The organism is Tabrizicola sp. (assembly GCF_051645465.1).
Lineage (GTDB): Bacteria > Pseudomonadota > Alphaproteobacteria > Rhodobacterales > Rhodobacteraceae > Tabrizicola.
In genome coordinates this window covers 18536-35493 of the sequence record NZ_JBOFBI010000115.1, presented here as the reverse complement: position 1 = coordinate 35493, position 16958 = coordinate 18536, and the positions used below count along the sequence as shown (strand labels likewise).

Sequence of the window (16958 nt, the reverse complement as noted above, 5' to 3'; positions counted from 1 at the left end):
TCAAAATTTCTATGCGCAATCGATAGAGCATGCTGAATTCGGCCCTTCGAGGGGTCTTTCATGGGAGGACGGCAATGAAAAGAAGAGCATTCGGCGCGTTGATGGCGGGCGTGGCTTTTGCCGCCACTTTGGCAACCGGAGCGCTGGCGCAGGACAAGCCCACGATGGGCGTCGTCGTGAAGATCGGCGGCATTCCGTGGTTCAACGCGATGGAGACCGGGATCAAGGAAAAGGGGGCCGAACTGGGGATCGATGCCGAGATGATCGGCCCGACGAGCGCCGACCCCGCACTTCAGGTTCGTGCGATCGAGGACCTGATCGCCAAGGGCGTCGACGTCATCGGCGTGGTACCAAACGACGAGGCGGCGCTGGAGCCGGTTCTGGAGAAAGCCCGCGCGGCGGGGATCAAGGTCGTCAGCCACGAGGGCCCGGGCATCAACAATGTCGACTGGAACTTCGAGATGGCCTCGGCCCAAGGCTTTGGTGAAACCCACGCCGAGCTTCTGGCGCAGAAGATGGGTGGCAAGGGTGAGTATGCGGTCTATGTGGGATCGCTGACCGTGCCGCTGCACAACGCCTGGGCCGATTTCGCGATTGCCTATCTGGGCGAGAAGTACCCCGAGATGAAGCTGATCGGCGAGCGCTATGGCGTGGCTGAAAACGTCGACGACAGCCGCAAGACCGCGCTGGACCTGATGGCCGCGAACCCCAACCTGACGGGTTTCCTGGCCTTTGGCAGCCAGGGTCCGATCGGTGCGGGGCGGGCCATCGAAGAGCGTCGTGCGGTGGGCACTGTCCACGTCATCGGGCCGTTCTCGCCTGGGCAGGGGCGTGATCTGGTGAAGTCGGGCGCGATTTCGGGTGGGTTCATGTGGAACCCGGCGGAAGCGGGCCGCGTCTTCGTGACGATGGGCAAGATGCTGCTCGATGGCACGGAAGTCGCTGAAGGCACCGAGATTCCGGGTCTGGGCAAGGTGTCGCCCGATGCAGCTGGCAAGGACATCATCACCGACAACCTGATCGCGATCAACGCGGACACAGTAGACGGCCTGGCAGACCTCGGTCTTTGATCGAAGCCGCCGTCGGTCCGGGGCCGCCGCTCCCGCGGCCCCGGACTCTGGTTGAATTGCCGGTTGCTGTCCTGCGGACAGACATCCTGGCTGACGCTACGCGCGTGAACTAAACCAATGTGGAATGACGATGCCCGCCGAGCCCCATGTTGACGACGCCCTGCGCTTTTCCAACATCAACAAGGTCTTCGGCGGAGTGAAGGCGCTGAAGGCGGTCGAATTCGCGGTCGGCGCGGGCGAGGTGCACTGTCTGGCCGGCGAAAACGGCAGCGGGAAATCGACGCTGATCAAGATCATAACCGGGGTCTATCAACCCGAACCGGGGGCCGAGATGGAGATCTTCGGCCAAAGCTGTTCCCACATCACCCCGACCCAGGCGCGCAAGGCCGGGATCGCGGTGATCTGGCAGGACCTGGCGCTTTTCGCCGAAATGACGGTGGCCGAGAACATTGCGTTCGAGACGCTTCTGGGCAACCGCCCGCGTGGTGTCTCGTATGCCCGTCTGCGTGCGGTGGCGGAGGCGGCGCTGGCGCGGCTGGATGTCGAGATCGACCTTGACGCGCGGCTGGGCGATCTGCCCATCGCGCAGCGGCAGATCGTGGCGATTGCCCGCGCGCTGGTATCGGACGCGCGGCTGATCTTCATGGATGAACCGACGGCTTCGCTCACCCAATCCGAGACGGATGCGCTTCTGTCGGTGGTCCGGACCCTGTCGGCGCGGGGGGTGGCTGTGGTGTTCGTGAGCCACCGTCTGGCCGAGGTGCTGGAGATCGCCTCCCGCGTCACGGTTCTGCGCGACGGGCGGCTGGTGGGTGTGTTCCCCACCGAAGGCATGACACAAAGCCGGTTGACTGAGCTGATGACCGGCGCCTCGTTCACGCAGGAAGTGATGGCCCGTGACACTGGCGGCAGACCGGAGGTGCTGACGGTCGACGGCCTTTCGCGCCCCGGGGAGTATTCGGACGTTTCGCTGGCGATCCGTGCTGGCGAGGTGCTGGGCCTGACCGGCTTGATCGGCGCGGGGCGGACTGAGCTTTGCCACACGCTCTTTGGCATGACGCGGGCGGACCGGGGGGAAATCCGCCTGAACGGTCGCGCCTTGCGGATGCGGTCGAACCGGGACGCGGTGGCGGCGGGCATCGCATATGTCTCGGAGGACCGGCTGGTGCTGGGCCTGATCCAGCCGCAGTCGATTGCCGACAACACGGTTCTTGCGGTTCTGAGGAAGATCACCGGGGCGGGGGGACTGCTTTCTTCGCAGAAGAAAGATGCCACCGTCGAGCACTGGATCGCCGAGCTGGCGGTGAAGATCGGGAAGCCTGGCGATGCGGTCTCGACACTGTCGGGTGGCAACCAGCAGCGGGTCGTGCTGGCCAAGTGGCTTGCGACCGAGCCGAAGGTGCTGATCCTCGATTGTCCCACCGTGGGCGTGGACGTGGGCGCGCGGGCGGGCATCTTTCGGATCGTCCGGGCGCTGGCGGACAAGGGCCTTGCGATCCTTCTGGTCAGCGATGAGGTGCCCGAGGTCTACATGAACGCCGACCGTGTGCTGCACATGGCGGCAGGCCGGATCGTGGCGGACTGGGATCCGCGGCAGACCAGGCTTCAGGACATGGAGGCCGCGGTCTATGCGTAGCTTCCTGCGGGCCTATCCGACCGAGGCGAAACTGCTGGCAGTGCTGATCGTGATCTGCGCCGCGCTTTCGGTGGCCTCGCCCGATTTCCTGACGCTGGTCAATTTCACCAGCCTTCTCAACAACAACGCGGTCAACGTCATCTGGGCCGTGGGCCTGTTGGTGGTGCTGATCGCCGGCGGGATCGACATCTCTTTCGCGGTGGCGGCAAGCGTGGTGCAGTACCTCTGCGTCTACGCCTTTGCGGCCATCGGTGGGGGCAACTGGGCCATCGGGTTCTTGTTCGCGGGCGGCATCGGACTGGCGCTTGGCCTGATCAACGCCTTTCTGATCCACCAGTTCCGGATCATTTCCATCGTCGTCACCATTTCCACCTTCAACGCCTTCTTCGGCCTCCTCATGTTCTTCTCGGCCGGCCGGTTCCTCTACAACCTGCCATCCTGGTGGTCGAGCCGCGTGATCCTGTGGGAATACCAGACCGCCAATGGCACCTGGGCCGAGCTGATCCTGCCTGTGGCGGTGATGGCGGCGGCGATGCTGGCGACGTGGGTCCTGATCCGCCGCACCACGACGGGCCGCCAGCTTTATGCTTTCGGCGACAATCCGGAGGGCGCGCGGCGGGCGGGCATTCCGATCGGGCTTATGCAGGCCATCGCCTTTGGCTGGTGCGGCATGATGGCCGGGATCGGCGGTCTGATGCAGACCCATATCACCAAGGAAGTCGTCCCCAACGCGCTGGTCGGGCGCGAGCTGGAGGTGCTGGCCGCCGTCGTCCTTGGTGGCGCGCGGTTGGGGGGCGGGCGTGGCTCGGTGCTCGGGTGCTTTCTGGGCGTGCTCCTGGTGGCCGTCACCCAGAACGGGCTGAACCTTCTGGGGGTCTCGCCCTATGCCTTCAAGATGGTGGTTGGCATCATTATCCTGCTGGCGATCTCTACCTCGAACCTCGATCCCTCCAAGTGGTTCCAAGAGCGCAAGGGAGAGCGGTCATGACGGCCGTCTACCACCGGGCTGTTGCCGCCTTCGGGCCGGAAGTTCCGGGGCTTCTGGGCTTCCTTGCACTTGTCATCGTGGTTTTCGGCCTGACCGCGCCGAATTTCCTGACAGGGGCAAACTTCGGCTCCATCGCCTTCCAGCTGCCGGAGCTGGGCCTTCTGACGCTGGCGATGCTGATGCCCATCATCTCGGGCGGGTTCAACCTTGCCATCATCTACACGGCCAACATGGCCGGGCTGACGCTGGCCTTTATCCTCAACCAGTACGGCGGGGTCGATGCGGGTGTCGGGCCCTTCGTCCTGGGCACCGTCCTTGCCCTGCTTGTCGGAGCCTTGTCGGGCGCGGCGATGGGGGCGGTCATCGCCTATGTCGGCGCCCATCCCATCCTCGTCAGCCTTGCGATGATGATATTCCTGCGGGGGCTGGGAGAGTTCCTGACGAGGGGCGGCGACATCTCGGGGTTTCCACAATGGATGGCGGTGCTTGGCCACGGCAAGGTGCTGGGTATTCCGGTGCCGCTGATCCTGTTCCTTGTCTGCGCCGTCCTGTGGCACGTCCTTCTGAACCGCACCCGCCACGGCCTGTCCGTCCGGATGATCGGATCGAACATCCGGGCCGCCGCCTATTCCGGCATTCATACCAAGCGGACGCTGGTGCTGATCTACACGCTTTCGGGCGTGATGTGCGCCATTGCCGGCATCCTGATGCTCAGCCGCTTCAACTCGGTCCGCGTCGGCCATGGCGAGGCGCTGCTTCTGGTCACCGTGCTGGCCTGTTTTCTGGGCGGGGTGGACCCGTTCGGCGGCTTCGGTCGCGTCCTGCCGGTGGTTATCGCGCTGATCGTCCTGCAGGTCCTGTCGTCGGGGCTGAACCTTCTGGGGGCGAACCAGCACCTTTCTACGGCCGTCTGGGGCCTCTTCCTGATGGGCGTGATGATCCTGCGCTGGGGCGCGGGCCAATGGAAAACACGAAAGCGGAGGGACTGAAAATGGAAGGTTTCGGCGTTCACACCAGCATGTGGACCATGCATTGGGACCGGGCCGGGGCGGAGAATACCATTCCCGCCGCAGCCGCCTACAAGATGGATTTCATCGAGATAGCGCTTCTGAACACCGCTATCGTCGATGCCCCGCACACGCGCTCGCTTCTGGAAAAGCACGGGATGCGGGCTGTCGCGTCCCTTGGCCTGCCGCAGCAGAACTGGGCCTCGGTCAACCCGGACGGGGCCATCGAACAGCTGACCCGCAGCATGGACAAGGCCGCCGAGATGGGGTGCGAGGCCCTGTCCGGCGTGACCTACGGCGGCATCGGCGAACGCACCGGCCTGCCGCCGACAATGGCCGAGTACGACAACATCGCCCGCGCCCTGGGCGCGGCGGCCAGGCACGCGAAGAAGCTTGGGATCGCCTTCGGGATCGAGCCGGTGAACCGGTATGAGAACCACCTGATCAACACCGGCTGGCAGGCCAAATGGATGATCGAGAAGGTGGGTGCTGACAACATCTTCATCCACCTTGATACCTATCACATGAACATCGAGGAGAAGGGTGCGGGCAACGGCATTCTCGATGCTCGCGATCACCTGCGCTACATCCATCTGTCGGAAAGCGACCGCGGCACGCCAGGGGAGGGGACCTGCGATTGGGATGAGGTCTACGCCACTCTGGCCGCCATTGGCTTCAAGGGTGGCCTTGCGATGGAAAGCTTCATCAACATGCCGCCCGAGGTCGGCTACGGCCTTGCCGTCTGGCGCCCGGTGGCCGAGAATTTCCAGGCGGTCATGGACAAGGGACTTCCGTTCCTGCGCAACAAGGCCAAGCAGTACCGGTTGATCTGAGGGAGCCATCAGCGCCGGGACCATGCGCCGAAGGTGACACGGCGGAAGACCGCGTCGTCAGGCGATTGGCGGCGGCGAAGGCCGCAGGCTCGGGGAATGGGGCGGGAAACCGCAATGCTGCCCTGAAGCGGTCGAAAAATCCCCCAGAATCTGCTTTAGGATGTTTGGATTAGGCCGATTTCGCGGCGGGGCAGAAAAATTCGCCCCAATACAGCTTTGCCGACGGTGGCTGACCTAGGCCCCGACGGAATGGTGACATTAACGTGCAGGGTGCCGAACGCGTCGCGACGCACCCCTTTCGATCTGTGCCGAAGGCGAGACAGACGCGCACCATTTGGCGGGAAGGTTTTTCGGGTGGTCAAAATGACAGCGATAGCAAAAGCGAATTTGCGGAAGACCATGCTGCTGGCGGTGCTGCTCGGCAGCGCAGGCGCTGTTCAGGCGCAGGTCGAGTATGATGGCAGCAAGGCCCGGGTCAATCTGGCCAACAAGCTGCAGTCCCTGAGCGAGACGGTGAACGCCGCCAGTTGCAGGTTGCAGGCGGGGATCGATCCGGAGGCAGCGGCATCGCTTACCCAGGCGAGCCGGGACTTCGCGACGATCCTCGCGGCCTTCGAGGCGGGCAATCCGACGATGGGTATTCCGACTGCGGAAACGGCCTCTAGACCCCTGAAGGCGCTGGCGGCGGTGACCGACATCTGGACCCCGTTGCAGGCCGACGTCGAGGCGCTGATCGCCGATCCGGGCGCCACCTCGGCATTCGAAGCGATCCGGGCAGCGCGGGTCGGGCTTCTGGATGCGTCGGGCATCCTCGCCTCCGAGATGTCGGGCGAGTATTCCAACCCGCAGGAACTGCTGCAGAGCGATGCGATCACGCTGGGGATCGTGGGACGGCAGCGGATGCTGATCGAGGGGATCGTGGCGGACCTTTGTCTTGTCGCGACGGGCAATGCGGATGCCGCGGTTATCGAAGGCCTCGGCCGCAACGTTGCGATGTTCGACCAGTCGTTGATGGCCATGCGCAAGGGCATGCCGGCCGCTGGTGTAAGCCCGCCGCCAAGCGATGCAGTTGTCGGCGCCTTGGCCGAGCTTTCGACGAAATGGGCTGCCGTGAAGGCCGAGGCCGACACCGTGGTCGCCGCGCAGGAGATCAGTCCCGAGAAGCTTCTGGCGGTGGCCGAGGCCGGAACGGCGATCTTTCACGATCTGGAAAACACCATAACGCTTTACATGCTGGCGACTCCTGGGGTCGAAGGCGTCTACCGGCTGCCGCTGCAGACCTATGCCGACACCGAACTGGTGAAATGGGTGCAGAACCCCGATCTGATCGCGGCCATCAACGAGCAGAACAGGCGCAACGCCAATCTGACGCAGGAAGATATCGACGCGCTGGATAAGGAATGGCGCGCCGAGGCAAAAGGCGAGGTCACGGGCGACCTGATCTCTACCACGCTGGCTTTGCCGATGTCGGAGTGGCTGCTTGAGCAGCAGAACGGAACAGCGGGCTTCGTGACCGAGGTTTTCGTGATGGACAACAAGGGGTTGAACGTCGCGCAAAGTGCGGTCACGTCTGACTACTGGCAGGCTGACGAGGACAAGTGGCAGCTGACCTATGCCAACGGCGGCCAGTCGCTTCACATCAGCGAAGTCGAGTACGACGACAGCGCCAAGACCTATCAGAGTCAGATCTCGCTGCCGATCTTTGATCCTGCGACCGGGGAACTGATCGGGGCGGTCACCTTCGGGATCAACGTCCAGAGCCTGCTTTAGGCGGCTTTTCAGGTGGTGGTGACGATCGCCTCCGGAACGATGCCGGAGGCGGTTGCGGCGGGGTCCTTGGCGTCGGGGTGAAACGGGCGGAAATCCATCGAACGGGGCCGGATGGCCTGGCGCGACCGAGGTGCCGTTCTGGTGGGGAAATCGCGACAAACCGCAATGCTGCCCCGAAAATGCCCAACAACGCCCCAGAACCCACGAAAGGTGTTGGACAGGATTGACGGCATGCAAACGAAGGCTCTTGCGTTGCCGCGGGTTTGCTCCGATGTCGTTCGCGTCGGACGCCCTATCCGGGTCGGACCTGGGCGGGGTGCCGCGCCCGAGTGTGTGAAGTAGTTGGTGGTCGGGGTAGGTGAATAGTGAAGAATATGACGTCTAACGCGGCTGTTGCGCTGATGGCGCTGTTGGCCGGAGCGCCCGCTGTTCAGGCAGAGACCGAATATGCCGGCAGCAAGGCAAGGGTCAATCTCGCAAACAAGCTTCAGGCGCTGACCGAGGCCGTCACGGCCGCCAGTTGCCGGTTGCACGCTGAGGCCGATCCCGCAGCCGCCGAGTCTCTGACCCAGGCGAGCAGGGACTTCGTGGCGATCCTCTCGGCTTTCGAGGCCGGCAATCCGATGATGGGCGTTCCCGGGGCGGAAACCGCCGAGAAGCCCCTGAAAGCTTTGGCTGCGGTCACGGAAATCTGGACGCCGCTTGAGACCCAGTTCAAGGCGCTGACCGCCAATCCGGATGCTGCAACCGCGTTTCAGGCGATCCTCGCGGCGCGGGGCGAACTGTTGGCCGCGTCCAACCTCTTCGCCTCCGAGATTTCGAACGAATACGCCAATGCGCGGGAACTTCGGCATGGCGACGCGATCACGCTGGGTATCGCCGGACGGCAGCGGATGCTGATCGAAGGGATCGTGGCCGACCTGTGCCTGGTCGCGACGGGCAAGGCCGATGTCCCGGTGATTGAAAGCCTGGGCCGCAATGTGGCGATGTTCGACCAGTCGCTTGTCGCGATGCGCGACGGCATGCCGGAAGCGGGGGTGAACCCGCCGCCCAGTGAAGCGGTTGTCGGCGCGCTGTCCGACATCGCGACGCAATGGGCAGCGGTGAAGATCGAGGCTGAGGAGGCAGGCGCGGCGGGAGAGATCACGCCTGACCGGCTTGTCGCGGTGACCGAGGCCGGAGACGCCATCCTGCGCGATCTGGGCAATACGATGACGCTTTACATGCTGGCAACACCGGGGGCCAAGGATGTCTACCGGTTGCCACTGCGGACCTATGCCAATACCGAACTGGCGAAGTGGGCGCAAACCCCCGAGCTTATTGCCGCGATCAACGCGCAGAACGCGCTCTACTCCGACCTTACGCTGGAAGACATCGAGGCGCTGGACAAGCAATGGCGCGACGAAGCCAGCGGCGAGATCGCTGGCCAAATGATCACGTCAAGGATGGCTTTGCCGATGTCGGTGTGGCTGCTTGCGCAGCAGAACGGAACGGCAGGTTTCGTCACCGAAGTTTTCGTGATGGACAACAAGGGTTTGAACGTCGCGCAAAGTGCGGTCACGTCGGATTACTGGCAGGGCGACGAGGACAAGTGGCAGTTGACCTACGCCAATGGCGGCAAGTCGATCAACATGAGCGCGGTCGAATACGACGAAAGCTCTCGGACCTATCAGAGCCAGGTTTCGCTGCCGGTCTTTGACCCTGCGACCGGGGAGCTGATTGGGGCGATGACCTTCGGGATCAACGTCCAGAGCCTGCTGTAGACCTTTTCAGGTGGTTGTGACGATCACGTCCGGAACGATGCCGGAGGCGGCGATGTAAGGGGCCGTCTCCCGACCGGCGAAGAGGCCATGGGCGGTGATCAGGACCGTGCCCATCCCCGCGGCGCGTCCGCCCAGCACATCTGTATGCAGGGTGTCGCCGACCATGGCGAGACGGTTCGGTGCAAGGCCGGTGCGTGCGGCTGCCTCCAGATGCGCATCCGGGAAGGGCTTGCCGCACCAGTGGAGCGTGGCCCCGGTTCGGTCGGCGATATCATGCGCCCAGAAGCCGGGTTCGGTGGAGAGCCCGCCCTCACGCGGGGCGACGAGGTCGGGGTTGGCGACGAGGAGGGGGCGGGGGTTTGCTTCCATCGCGCGGAGGAGCTTGGCGTGGATTTGCGGCGTCCAGCGGGCGGTGGAGAGACAGAGGAAGGCCTCGATGCCGGACCAGTCTGCGGTGTCGTTTAGGTCGGTGATACGTGCGGGAAGGTCAGCGAAGCTATCGCCTTCCGCCGCGATCGCCCCCCAGTGTGCGCCGTCGGCGATGCGCGACAGGGCGGCGGCGGCGATGTCGCGGGAGGAGACGACCTCGTCTTGGGTGAAGTCAAAGCCGAGGCGGTGGTATTTTCTGAGGGCCTCGCTGCGGGGGTAGGAGGCGGCGTTGGTCAGGACGCAGAGCTTTTTGCCCATCGCGCGGAGCTCTGCCATGCGGGCGACAGCGCCGGGGATCGGGGTGTCGCCGATGTTCAGGACACCGAACGCGTCGAGGATGAAACCGTCCCAGCGGTCGGCGACGTGGGCGAGGGTCTCGGCGTGGTGGGAGGTTGCGGGGAAGCTTGCGGCGGGCAGGCGGGGGCGGACTTCTTCGTAGCGGGCGAAGGCTTGGTCGGTGGTGAGGCCCATTTCTGCAAGATCAGACACTGGTGAAGCCGCCTTCCACCATCAGAAGCGCGCCGTTCACCATGCCGGAGGCTGGCGAGGCGAGGTAGAGGGCGGCGTCGGCAATCTCCACCGGTTCGGCAAAGCGGCGGGCGGGGGTGGCGTTGCGGAAGGGGTCGCCCTTTTCGGGCTTGCCCCAGACCTTCTTGCCCATCGGGGTCATCACCACGGTCGGGCAGATCGCGTTGACCTGCACGTTGTGCCGCGCCCATTCGGCGCAGAGGGATTTGGTCAGGGCGTTGAGGCCGCCCTTTGAGCTTGCGTAGGCGGCGTGGTCGTCCAGCGCGATGACGCCGGTTTGGGAGGATATGTTGATAATCTTGCCCCAGCGCTGCGCGATCATCGCGGGGGCGAGGGTGCGGGCGGTCAGGAACGGGGCGCGCAGGTTGACGGCCATCATTTCGTCCCACGCCTCGGTGGTGAAGTCGAGCGCGGGGGCGACGTTGGCCATCCCGGCGGAGTTCACGAGGATGTCGATGGTGCCCCATTCCTTCAGCGCTTGTTTGCAGGCCGTGACGGGTTCGGTGGGGCTGGCCATTTCGGCGGTCAGGGTCAGGCAGCGGCGGCCGTGGGCGCGGACTGTGGCGGCAGTTGCGGCGAGGTCTGCGGTGTCGCGGCCAAGGGCGACGATGTCGGCCCCGGCCTCGGCGAAGACGGCGGCGATTTCGGCGCCGATGCCTTTGGAGGCGCCGGTGATTAGGGCCTTGCGGCCGGTGAGGGAGAAGCGGTCCTGCCAGGTCATGGTCATTCCAGATTGGTGTGACGGGCGCGCATTGCCTCGGGCTTGACGCCGAGGTGGTCGCGGAGGGCGAGGATCAGAAGCTCGAAGGCCAGATACTGCGCGCCCTCGAAGAGCGAGCCCATGGGGAGGACGGAGGTGGCCCCGGTCTGGTCGTTGGCCATGGTCTGGGCGGGGATGAAGAAGATGCGGTCGGCGGCTTTTGGGGCTGAGCCGTCCGGTTGCGCGGTGACGCAGGCGATGCGGGCTCCGGCTTGCCGCGCCACGCCGATGAGGCCGTTGACGGTGGAAAAGCCTCCCGGTCCGGCGCTGACAATCAGAAGGTCACCGGGGCCGAGCGGCGGGCAGGACATGTCGCCCACGACATGCGCATCGAGGCCCATGTGGTAGAGGCGCATCGCGAGCGCGCGCATCATCAGGCCTTCGCGGCCGACGCCGTAGCAGGCGATGCGCTTGGCTGCGGCGATTTCGGTGACCATGCCGTCCATCGCGGCGGGGTCGATGGCAGCCACGGCTGCGCGGATTTCGTCTGCGGCGCGGGCGGCTAAGGTTGCGAGCGTCATGTTTCCACCTGTTGCGGGATGCCCGCCTCGGCAGCCTGCAAGAGAAGGCCGGTTTCGTCCAGGAGGTCGAGAAGGGTGTAGCGGCTGCGGAGGAAGCGGGCCTTCAGGATCGTCTGGTGGAGGTAGTCGCGGGAGACGCCGATGTGGGCGGCCTCAGAGGGCGCGCCTGCGGTGTTCAGCGCGCGCGCCATGGTGGTGGCGGGCATCAGGCGCGCGCGGAGGCGGAGGGCGAGGTCGGGCCAGACTTGGTTGAGAAGCTGCAGGCGGGCGCGGAGGGCCGAGCCTTCGACGTGCTTCGCCTCGGTTTCCGCGATTGCACGGTCGGCGATTTCGCCGGGGCCGAAGCGGGCGCGGATTTCAATTGCTTTCATCGCCATGGTCAGAGTGGGTTTGTCGGGGTCGAACCGGCGCGGGGTGGCGAGGAGCCAGTCGTAAAGGCGCAGGGTGGTGACGCAGCCGACGGCGACGCAGGCACCGTGGCTGACGCGTTCGCCGCCGAGGGTGAGGTCATCCATCTCCCACAGATGGGCGATCTGATGGTCGGCGCCGGAGGCGGGGCGGGAGGAGCCGTGCGCCTCCATCGCGAGGCCGACGAGGGTGAGGCCCTGGAACAGGCCCTCGATGGCGGCGGGGTCGGCTGCGGCGATCTTTTCGGGGTGGGCGAGCCAGCCTTGGAGGCCGTTCTGGACCATCGGCCAGGCGATGTCGTCGATGGGTTCAATCCCGAGCGCGTCAGCGATCATCCAGTCGCCACCGGCTGGCACTTTCCCTGCAAGGTCGCCGTAGCCCCAGCCGGTCATTTCTCGCGGGGCGGCGCAGATGATGTCGAGGTCGGCGATGAGGGCCTTGGCCGGGCGGCAGGGGATGGTTTTCTTGAAGCCCCTCTCGGACAGCGGAGCCCCGGCGGAGGTGTAGCCGTCCATCGAAGCGGCGGTGGCGACGCAGAGGTAGTCGCGCCCCAGGGCGAAGGCCGCGTGTTTCACCAGGTCGTTGATGACGCCGGAGCCGACGGCGACGGGGATCGCGTCATCCTCCTCAAGCACGTCGCGGAGGGCGGTCGCCAGTTCGACCGTGGGTTTCGGGCGGGGCCGGGCTGGAAGGATATGCGTTCGGGTGACGATGCCTGCGGCGGCAAGCGCCTTCTCGGTGGCCTCGCCCGCGGCGGTCCAGGTGTTCTCGTCGGCGATGATGCAGGCGTCGCCGGGGCCGAACCGGCGCCGGTAGATCGCGCCGGTCTGGGCAAGGACACCGCGACCGATGGCGACTTCAGCCACGGATGTCGAACGGGCGACGGCGCTGGCGATCGGATCGGTCATGGGTTCAGGGCCCTGCCGTCGGCGGCGAAATGGTGGCGGCGGGCGGGGGGCAGGTCGAGGCCGACCTCGGCGCCGTGATCCAGCGCGGTGTCGCCTTCGGCACGGACCACCAGCTGATGGCCGGTGCCGGTGCGGACGTAGAGATAGGCGTCGCCGCCAAGAGTCTCGCGCAGGAGGACGGTCACCGCCATATGCCCCTGACCGGCGGGGCGCAGGGCGATGTGCTCGGGCCGGATGCCGAGGTGGACCGTGTTTTCCGGGGCAGGGCCAAGGGGTTCGGCGCCATGCATCGCCTGACCATCCGCCAGCGTCACATCGAGGAAGTTCATCGCCGGTGCGCCGATGAAGCCCGCGACGAACAGGTTGGCCGGGCGATTGTAAAGCTCCATCGGCGGGCCGACCTGCTCGATCCGGCCCGCATTCAGGACCACGATCTTGTCGGCCATGGTCATCGCCTCGACCTGGTCATGGGTGACATAGATCATCGTGGCGCCCAGCGTCCGGTGCAGGGCCTCAAGCTCGACCCGCATCTGGACGCGCAGCTTGGCGTCAAGGTTCGAGAGCGGCTCGTCGAAGAGGAAGACCTTGGGTTCCTTCACGATCGCCCGCCCGATCGCGACGCGCTGGCGCTGGCCGCCGGAGAGCTGCGAGGGCTTGCGGTCGAGATAGGGCTCAAGCTGCAGGATGCGGGCGGCCTCGGCGATCCGGCGGTTGCGGTCGGCGTAGGGGAAGTTGTTGACTTTCATCCCGAAGTCCATGTTTTCGCGCACTGTCATGTGGGGATAAAGCGCGTAGGACTGGAACACCATGGCGACGTCGCGCTCGCTTGGTGCGGCGCGGGTGACGTCGCGGTCGCCGATGTGGATCGAGCCTTCGGATATCTCCTCCAGCCCCGCGATCGACCGCAGAAGGGTGGACTTGCCGCAGCCGGAGGGACCGACGAAGACGGCAAATTCGCCATCTTCGATGGTCAGCGACACGGCGTGCAGCGCCTGCGTCGCGCCATAGAACTTATTCACTCCGGTCAGCCTGACTTCAGCCATGCGCCGCCTTCTCCTTTGCGCCCGAATCCGGTGCGAACAGTGATGTGTTCCCGTTTTTCAGGTTGACTCGACCGGCTTTCGATACATTTATATGGTCAGCGTTACAAATGGAAGTCAACACCACAACGCTGAAACCAGAGGGAGGAAAAAATGAAACTCAAGTCGCATTCCAGCGCGCTTGCGCTGGCCGCCGCATCGTTGGCGGGACTGTCCGGCGCGGCGCAGGCGTGGTCGCTGGAAGAGGCTGCAAAGCCCTATGCCGGGACCGAGCTTGAAGTCCTGTTCCTTGACCGCCCCGGCTACAATGCCGCGATCCAGATGCTGCCCGATTTCGAGGCGGCAACCGGCATCAAGGTGAACATCACCACGGTGCCCTACGAGAACGCCTTGGGCGAACAGGTGCGTGACTTCGTGGCGCAGGGCGATCTCGATATCGCACTGATCGACCTCGTGTGGATCGGCAACTTCGCTGAAAACGGTTGGCTTGTGCCGTCAGAAACCTTCATCAACAACCCCGAGCTGGCTGACCCCGAGCTTGACATGGCCGACTTCTTCCCGCTTGTCCTCGATGCCTTCGGCAGCTGGAACGGCGTGAACTACGGGCTGCCGTTCGACAACTATTCGGGGCTGTTGTTCTACAACAGGTGCATGCTGGAGGCCGCTGGTTTCGACAAGCCGCCCGCGACCTGGCAGGAGGTGATGGACACCTACGGTCCGGCGCTGACCAAGGACGGCAAATACGCCTACGCGCTGCAGTCAAAGCGGAACGAGACCCAGTCGGCCGACAGTTTCGCCCGCTTCCTCTGGCCCTTCGGTGGCAGCTTCCTGAACGCCGAGTTCAAGTCGAACCTCATGTCGGCCGAGTCGCAGGCTGGTCTGAAGTTCCGTCAGGATCTGATGAAGTTCATGCCCGAAGGTATCGTCGCTTATGACCATGCCGAGACGGTGAACGCCTTTGCTCAGGGCGATGTGGCGATGATCACCGAATGGTCGGCGTTCTATTCGACGGTGGTCAGCCCTGAAACCTCGAAAGTGGCGGACTGTGTTGAAATTGCTCCGGAACCTACCGGACCGGCAGGGCGCAAACCGGCGCTTGGCGGCTTCTCGCTGGCGGTTGCGGCGCAGGCTGATGAGGCTGAGCAGGCGGCGGGCTGGCTTTTCATTCAGTGGGCGACGTCAAAGGCCAATGCTGGGAAATATCTCGAGCTTGGCGGCGTTCCCGCAAGGCAGTCGGCCTATGCCGATCCGGCGCTGGCGGCGACCTACAAGTTCATCCCGGCGCTGGTTGAATCGTGGCAGGAAGGCGTGCCCGAGTTCCGCCCGCGCTTTGCCGAATGGCCGGCGATCACCGAGATCGTGCAGGAATGGGGTACCAAGATGATGCTGGGTGAAGTCAGCATCGAAGAGGGCTCCAAGATGATCGGCGAGAAGATGGAGGCGGTTCTGGCCGAGGCTGGGTACTACGACGGCTCGAAGCCGCTGGCGCAGTAAGGCCTTCTGCCTGAGACTGTGCAGAAGGGCACCGACAGGCCCCCGCCCCTGATGGTGGGGGCCTGGTCGCCCAGACCAAAGCGAGGTTCCCGATGTCGATCCGCGTGCCCCGGCGCACGATTGCCGCCTTCCTCGGCCCCGCCGTTGCAGCACTGGCCATCGTCGGGATTGCTCCCCTTCTCTATGCGGTCTGGAAGAGTTTGCACTACTTCAATCTGACCAAGCTTGCGCAACAGAAGTTCGTTGGCCTCGAGAACTATGGCGCGGTTCTGACCGACCCGGTGTTCTGGCAGGCGATGGGGCGGACGGCCCTTCTTTTTGCGATTGCGGTGCCGGTGCAGATCGCTTTGGGGCTGATCATCGCGCTGGTGCTGCACCGCCCTGGCCTGACCTTCTGGAAGACGCTGACGCGGCTGTCGCTGGTGCTGCCCATGGCCACGACCTATGCCGTCGTGGGGCTTCTGGCGCAGGTGATGCTTAATCAGAAATACGGTGTTATCAACCAGATGCTGGGCTGGGTTGGCGTCGATCCGATCAATTTTATCGGGGATCCGACAAATGCATTCATCGCGGTCGTCCTCTGGGACATCTGGCAATGGACGCCCTTTGTCGCGCTTGTCCTGCTGGCCGGGCTGTCGACGGTGCCGCCTGAGATCGAGGAGGCAGCGAAGCTGGAGACGAAGTCGAACTGGACGGTGCTGCGCCATGTGCAACTCCCGTTCCTGATACCGTCTCTCGTCGCGGTGTTGATCCTGCGGACGGCCGATACGCTGAAGCTTTTCGACATGCCTTTCACCATGACGCGCGGGGGGCCGGGCTCGGCCACCGAATTCATCGCGGTGCTGATCGAACGGGTAGGGAACCGACAGTTCGACATCGGCATGGCGGCGGCGCAGTCGATCATCATGCTGGCGCTGACCATCGTGCTGGCGCGGCTTTACATCCGCCTGTTCTACCGAGAGGTCCGCTGACATGGCCGCCCCCCTCCAACGCCGCAACCTCTGGGGCGAAGCGATTGTCCTTCTGCTGATCGGCCTTTTCTGCGTCTTTCCGTTCTACTGGATGGTCACCACCAGCCTGAAGACACAGGTCGTGGCACTTGAATCCCCGCCCGTCTGGTGGTTCACCCCCACGCTTGCGAACTACTGGGAGGTGCTGTTCGTCGACAAGGTCGGCCCGGCGCTGATCAACTCGATCATCGTTGCTGTCTGTACCACCGCGCTGGCAGTGGGTCTTGGCACCCCGGCAGCCTATGCGCTGGCGCGGTTCGAGTTTCGGGGCAAGCAGGACCTGTGGTTCTGGTTCATCACCAACCGCTTCGTCAGTCCCGTCGTCCTCGCCTTCCCCGTCTTCCTCATCAGCCGCGAGCTGGGCCTGCGCGACACCCACCTCGCGTTGATCCTGATGTATCTGACCTTCACCCTGCCGATCGTGATCTGGATCTGCACCGACCAGTTCCGGTCGATCCCGCGCGAGCTGGACGAGGCCGCGATGCTTGAAGGTGCCAGCCAGTTCCGCATCTTCCGCTCGATCTGCCTGCCGCTGGCGATGCCGGGTGTCGCCGTCAGCTCGATCCTCTCGTTCATCTTCTCGTGGAACGAGCTTCTTTTCGCCTACATCCTTGCGCCGAAGGCCGCGAAGACTGCGCCCGCGATGGCCGTGACCTTCATGGAAGGCTACGACGTGCCTTACGGAAAGATCATGGCGACCTCGACACTTATCGTCGTTCCGGTCTTGATCTTTGCTCTGCTTGCGTCGAAGCACCTGGTCCGGGGCCTTACCATGGGGGCCGTGAAGTAGGCT

Annotated in this window: 15 protein-coding genes; 10 read left to right on the top strand and 5 right to left on the bottom strand. The window is 64.5% G+C overall.

What is annotated here, in order from left to right:
* Window positions 1-74 precede the first annotated feature (74 nt).
* From ACRCSW_RS07125 to ACRCSW_RS07095, 7 genes are all read left to right on the top strand, one after another.
* Window positions 75-1070 (top strand): substrate-binding domain-containing protein, encoded by a 996-nt coding sequence (locus ACRCSW_RS07125; protein WP_438703782.1) that lies wholly within the window; start codon window positions 75-77, stop codon window positions 1068-1070.
* A gap of 130 nt (window positions 1071-1200) precedes the next feature.
* A complete protein-coding gene (locus ACRCSW_RS07120) occupies window positions 1201-2706 on the top strand; it encodes a sugar ABC transporter ATP-binding protein (RefSeq protein ID WP_438703780.1) in 1506 nt (501 codons plus the stop codon).
* Window positions 2699-3694 (top strand): ABC transporter permease, encoded by a 996-nt coding sequence (locus ACRCSW_RS07115; protein ID WP_438703778.1) that lies wholly within the window; start codon window positions 2699-2701, stop codon window positions 3692-3694. The genes ACRCSW_RS07120 and ACRCSW_RS07115 overlap by 8 nt, the downstream gene beginning before the upstream one ends.
* Window positions 3691-4683 carry an ABC transporter permease gene (locus ACRCSW_RS07110; protein ID WP_438703777.1) on the top strand — a complete coding sequence of 331 codons (993 nt, stop codon included), beginning with the start codon at window positions 3691-3693 and terminating at the stop codon, window positions 4681-4683. Before ACRCSW_RS07115 ends, ACRCSW_RS07110 begins: the two co-directional genes overlap by 4 nt.
* 2 nt (window positions 4684-4685) lie before the next feature.
* Entirely contained in the window at window positions 4686-5534 is an 849-nt protein-coding gene (locus ACRCSW_RS07105) for a sugar phosphate isomerase/epimerase family protein (RefSeq protein WP_438703776.1), read from the top strand.
* Window positions 5535-5897: 363 nt separating this feature from the next.
* Window positions 5898-7304 (top strand): type IV pili methyl-accepting chemotaxis transducer N-terminal domain-containing protein, encoded by a 1407-nt coding sequence (locus tag ACRCSW_RS07100; protein ID WP_438703775.1) that lies wholly within the window; start codon window positions 5898-5900, stop codon window positions 7302-7304.
* A 374-nt stretch (window positions 7305-7678) separates the two neighbouring features.
* On the top strand, window positions 7679-9067 hold the full coding sequence (locus ACRCSW_RS07095; protein ID WP_438703773.1) for a hypothetical protein: 1389 nt from the start codon (window positions 7679-7681) through the stop codon (window positions 9065-9067).
* 6 nt (window positions 9068-9073) lie between these two features.
* Here ACRCSW_RS07095 and ACRCSW_RS07090 read toward each other — a convergent pair whose 3' ends face one another.
* Genes ACRCSW_RS07090 through ACRCSW_RS07070 form a run of 5 tightly spaced genes read right to left on the bottom strand, consistent with a single transcriptional unit; the run spans window position 9074 to window position 13664 of the window.
* Window positions 9074-9985 carry an HAD-IIA family hydrolase gene (locus ACRCSW_RS07090; protein ID WP_438703771.1) on the bottom strand — a complete coding sequence of 304 codons (912 nt, stop codon included), beginning with the start codon at window positions 9983-9985 and terminating at the stop codon, window positions 9074-9076.
* Entirely contained in the window at window positions 9978-10745 is a 768-nt protein-coding gene (locus tag ACRCSW_RS07085; RefSeq protein WP_438703769.1) for an SDR family NAD(P)-dependent oxidoreductase, read from the bottom strand. Before ACRCSW_RS07085 ends, ACRCSW_RS07090 begins: the two co-directional genes overlap by 8 nt.
* 2 nt (window positions 10746-10747) lie before the next feature.
* Window positions 10748-11305: an SIS domain-containing protein gene (locus ACRCSW_RS07080; protein ID WP_438703768.1), complete on the bottom strand. Its 558-nt coding sequence runs from the start codon at window positions 11303-11305 to the stop codon at window positions 10748-10750.
* Complete coding sequence (locus ACRCSW_RS07075; RefSeq protein ID WP_438703766.1) at window positions 11302-12621, bottom strand: sn-glycerol-1-phosphate dehydrogenase; 1320 nt, start codon at window positions 12619-12621, stop codon at window positions 11302-11304. The genes ACRCSW_RS07080 and ACRCSW_RS07075 overlap by 4 nt, the downstream gene beginning before the upstream one ends.
* Window positions 12618-13664 (bottom strand): ABC transporter ATP-binding protein, encoded by a 1047-nt coding sequence (locus ACRCSW_RS07070; protein ID WP_438703765.1) that lies wholly within the window; start codon window positions 13662-13664, stop codon window positions 12618-12620. The genes ACRCSW_RS07075 and ACRCSW_RS07070 overlap by 4 nt, the downstream gene beginning before the upstream one ends.
* A 150-nt stretch (window positions 13665-13814) precedes the next feature.
* Between ACRCSW_RS07070 and ACRCSW_RS07065 the strand changes: the two genes are divergently transcribed.
* The 3 genes from ACRCSW_RS07065 (at window position 13815) to ACRCSW_RS07055 (ending at window position 16955) form a co-directional block, all read left to right on the top strand.
* Complete coding sequence (locus ACRCSW_RS07065; protein WP_438703763.1) at window positions 13815-15155, top strand: ABC transporter substrate-binding protein; 1341 nt, start codon at window positions 13815-13817, stop codon at window positions 15153-15155.
* Window positions 15156-15247: 92 nt separating this feature from the next.
* A complete protein-coding gene (locus ACRCSW_RS07060; RefSeq protein ID WP_438703761.1) occupies window positions 15248-16126 on the top strand; it encodes a carbohydrate ABC transporter permease in 879 nt (292 codons plus the stop codon).
* A gap of 1 nt (window position 16127) precedes the next feature.
* The gene (locus ACRCSW_RS07055) at window positions 16128-16955 is read left to right on the top strand and encodes a carbohydrate ABC transporter permease (RefSeq protein WP_438703759.1); all 828 of its coding nucleotides are present in this window, start codon (window positions 16128-16130) and stop codon (window positions 16953-16955) included.
* Window positions 16956-16958 lie beyond the last annotated feature (3 nt).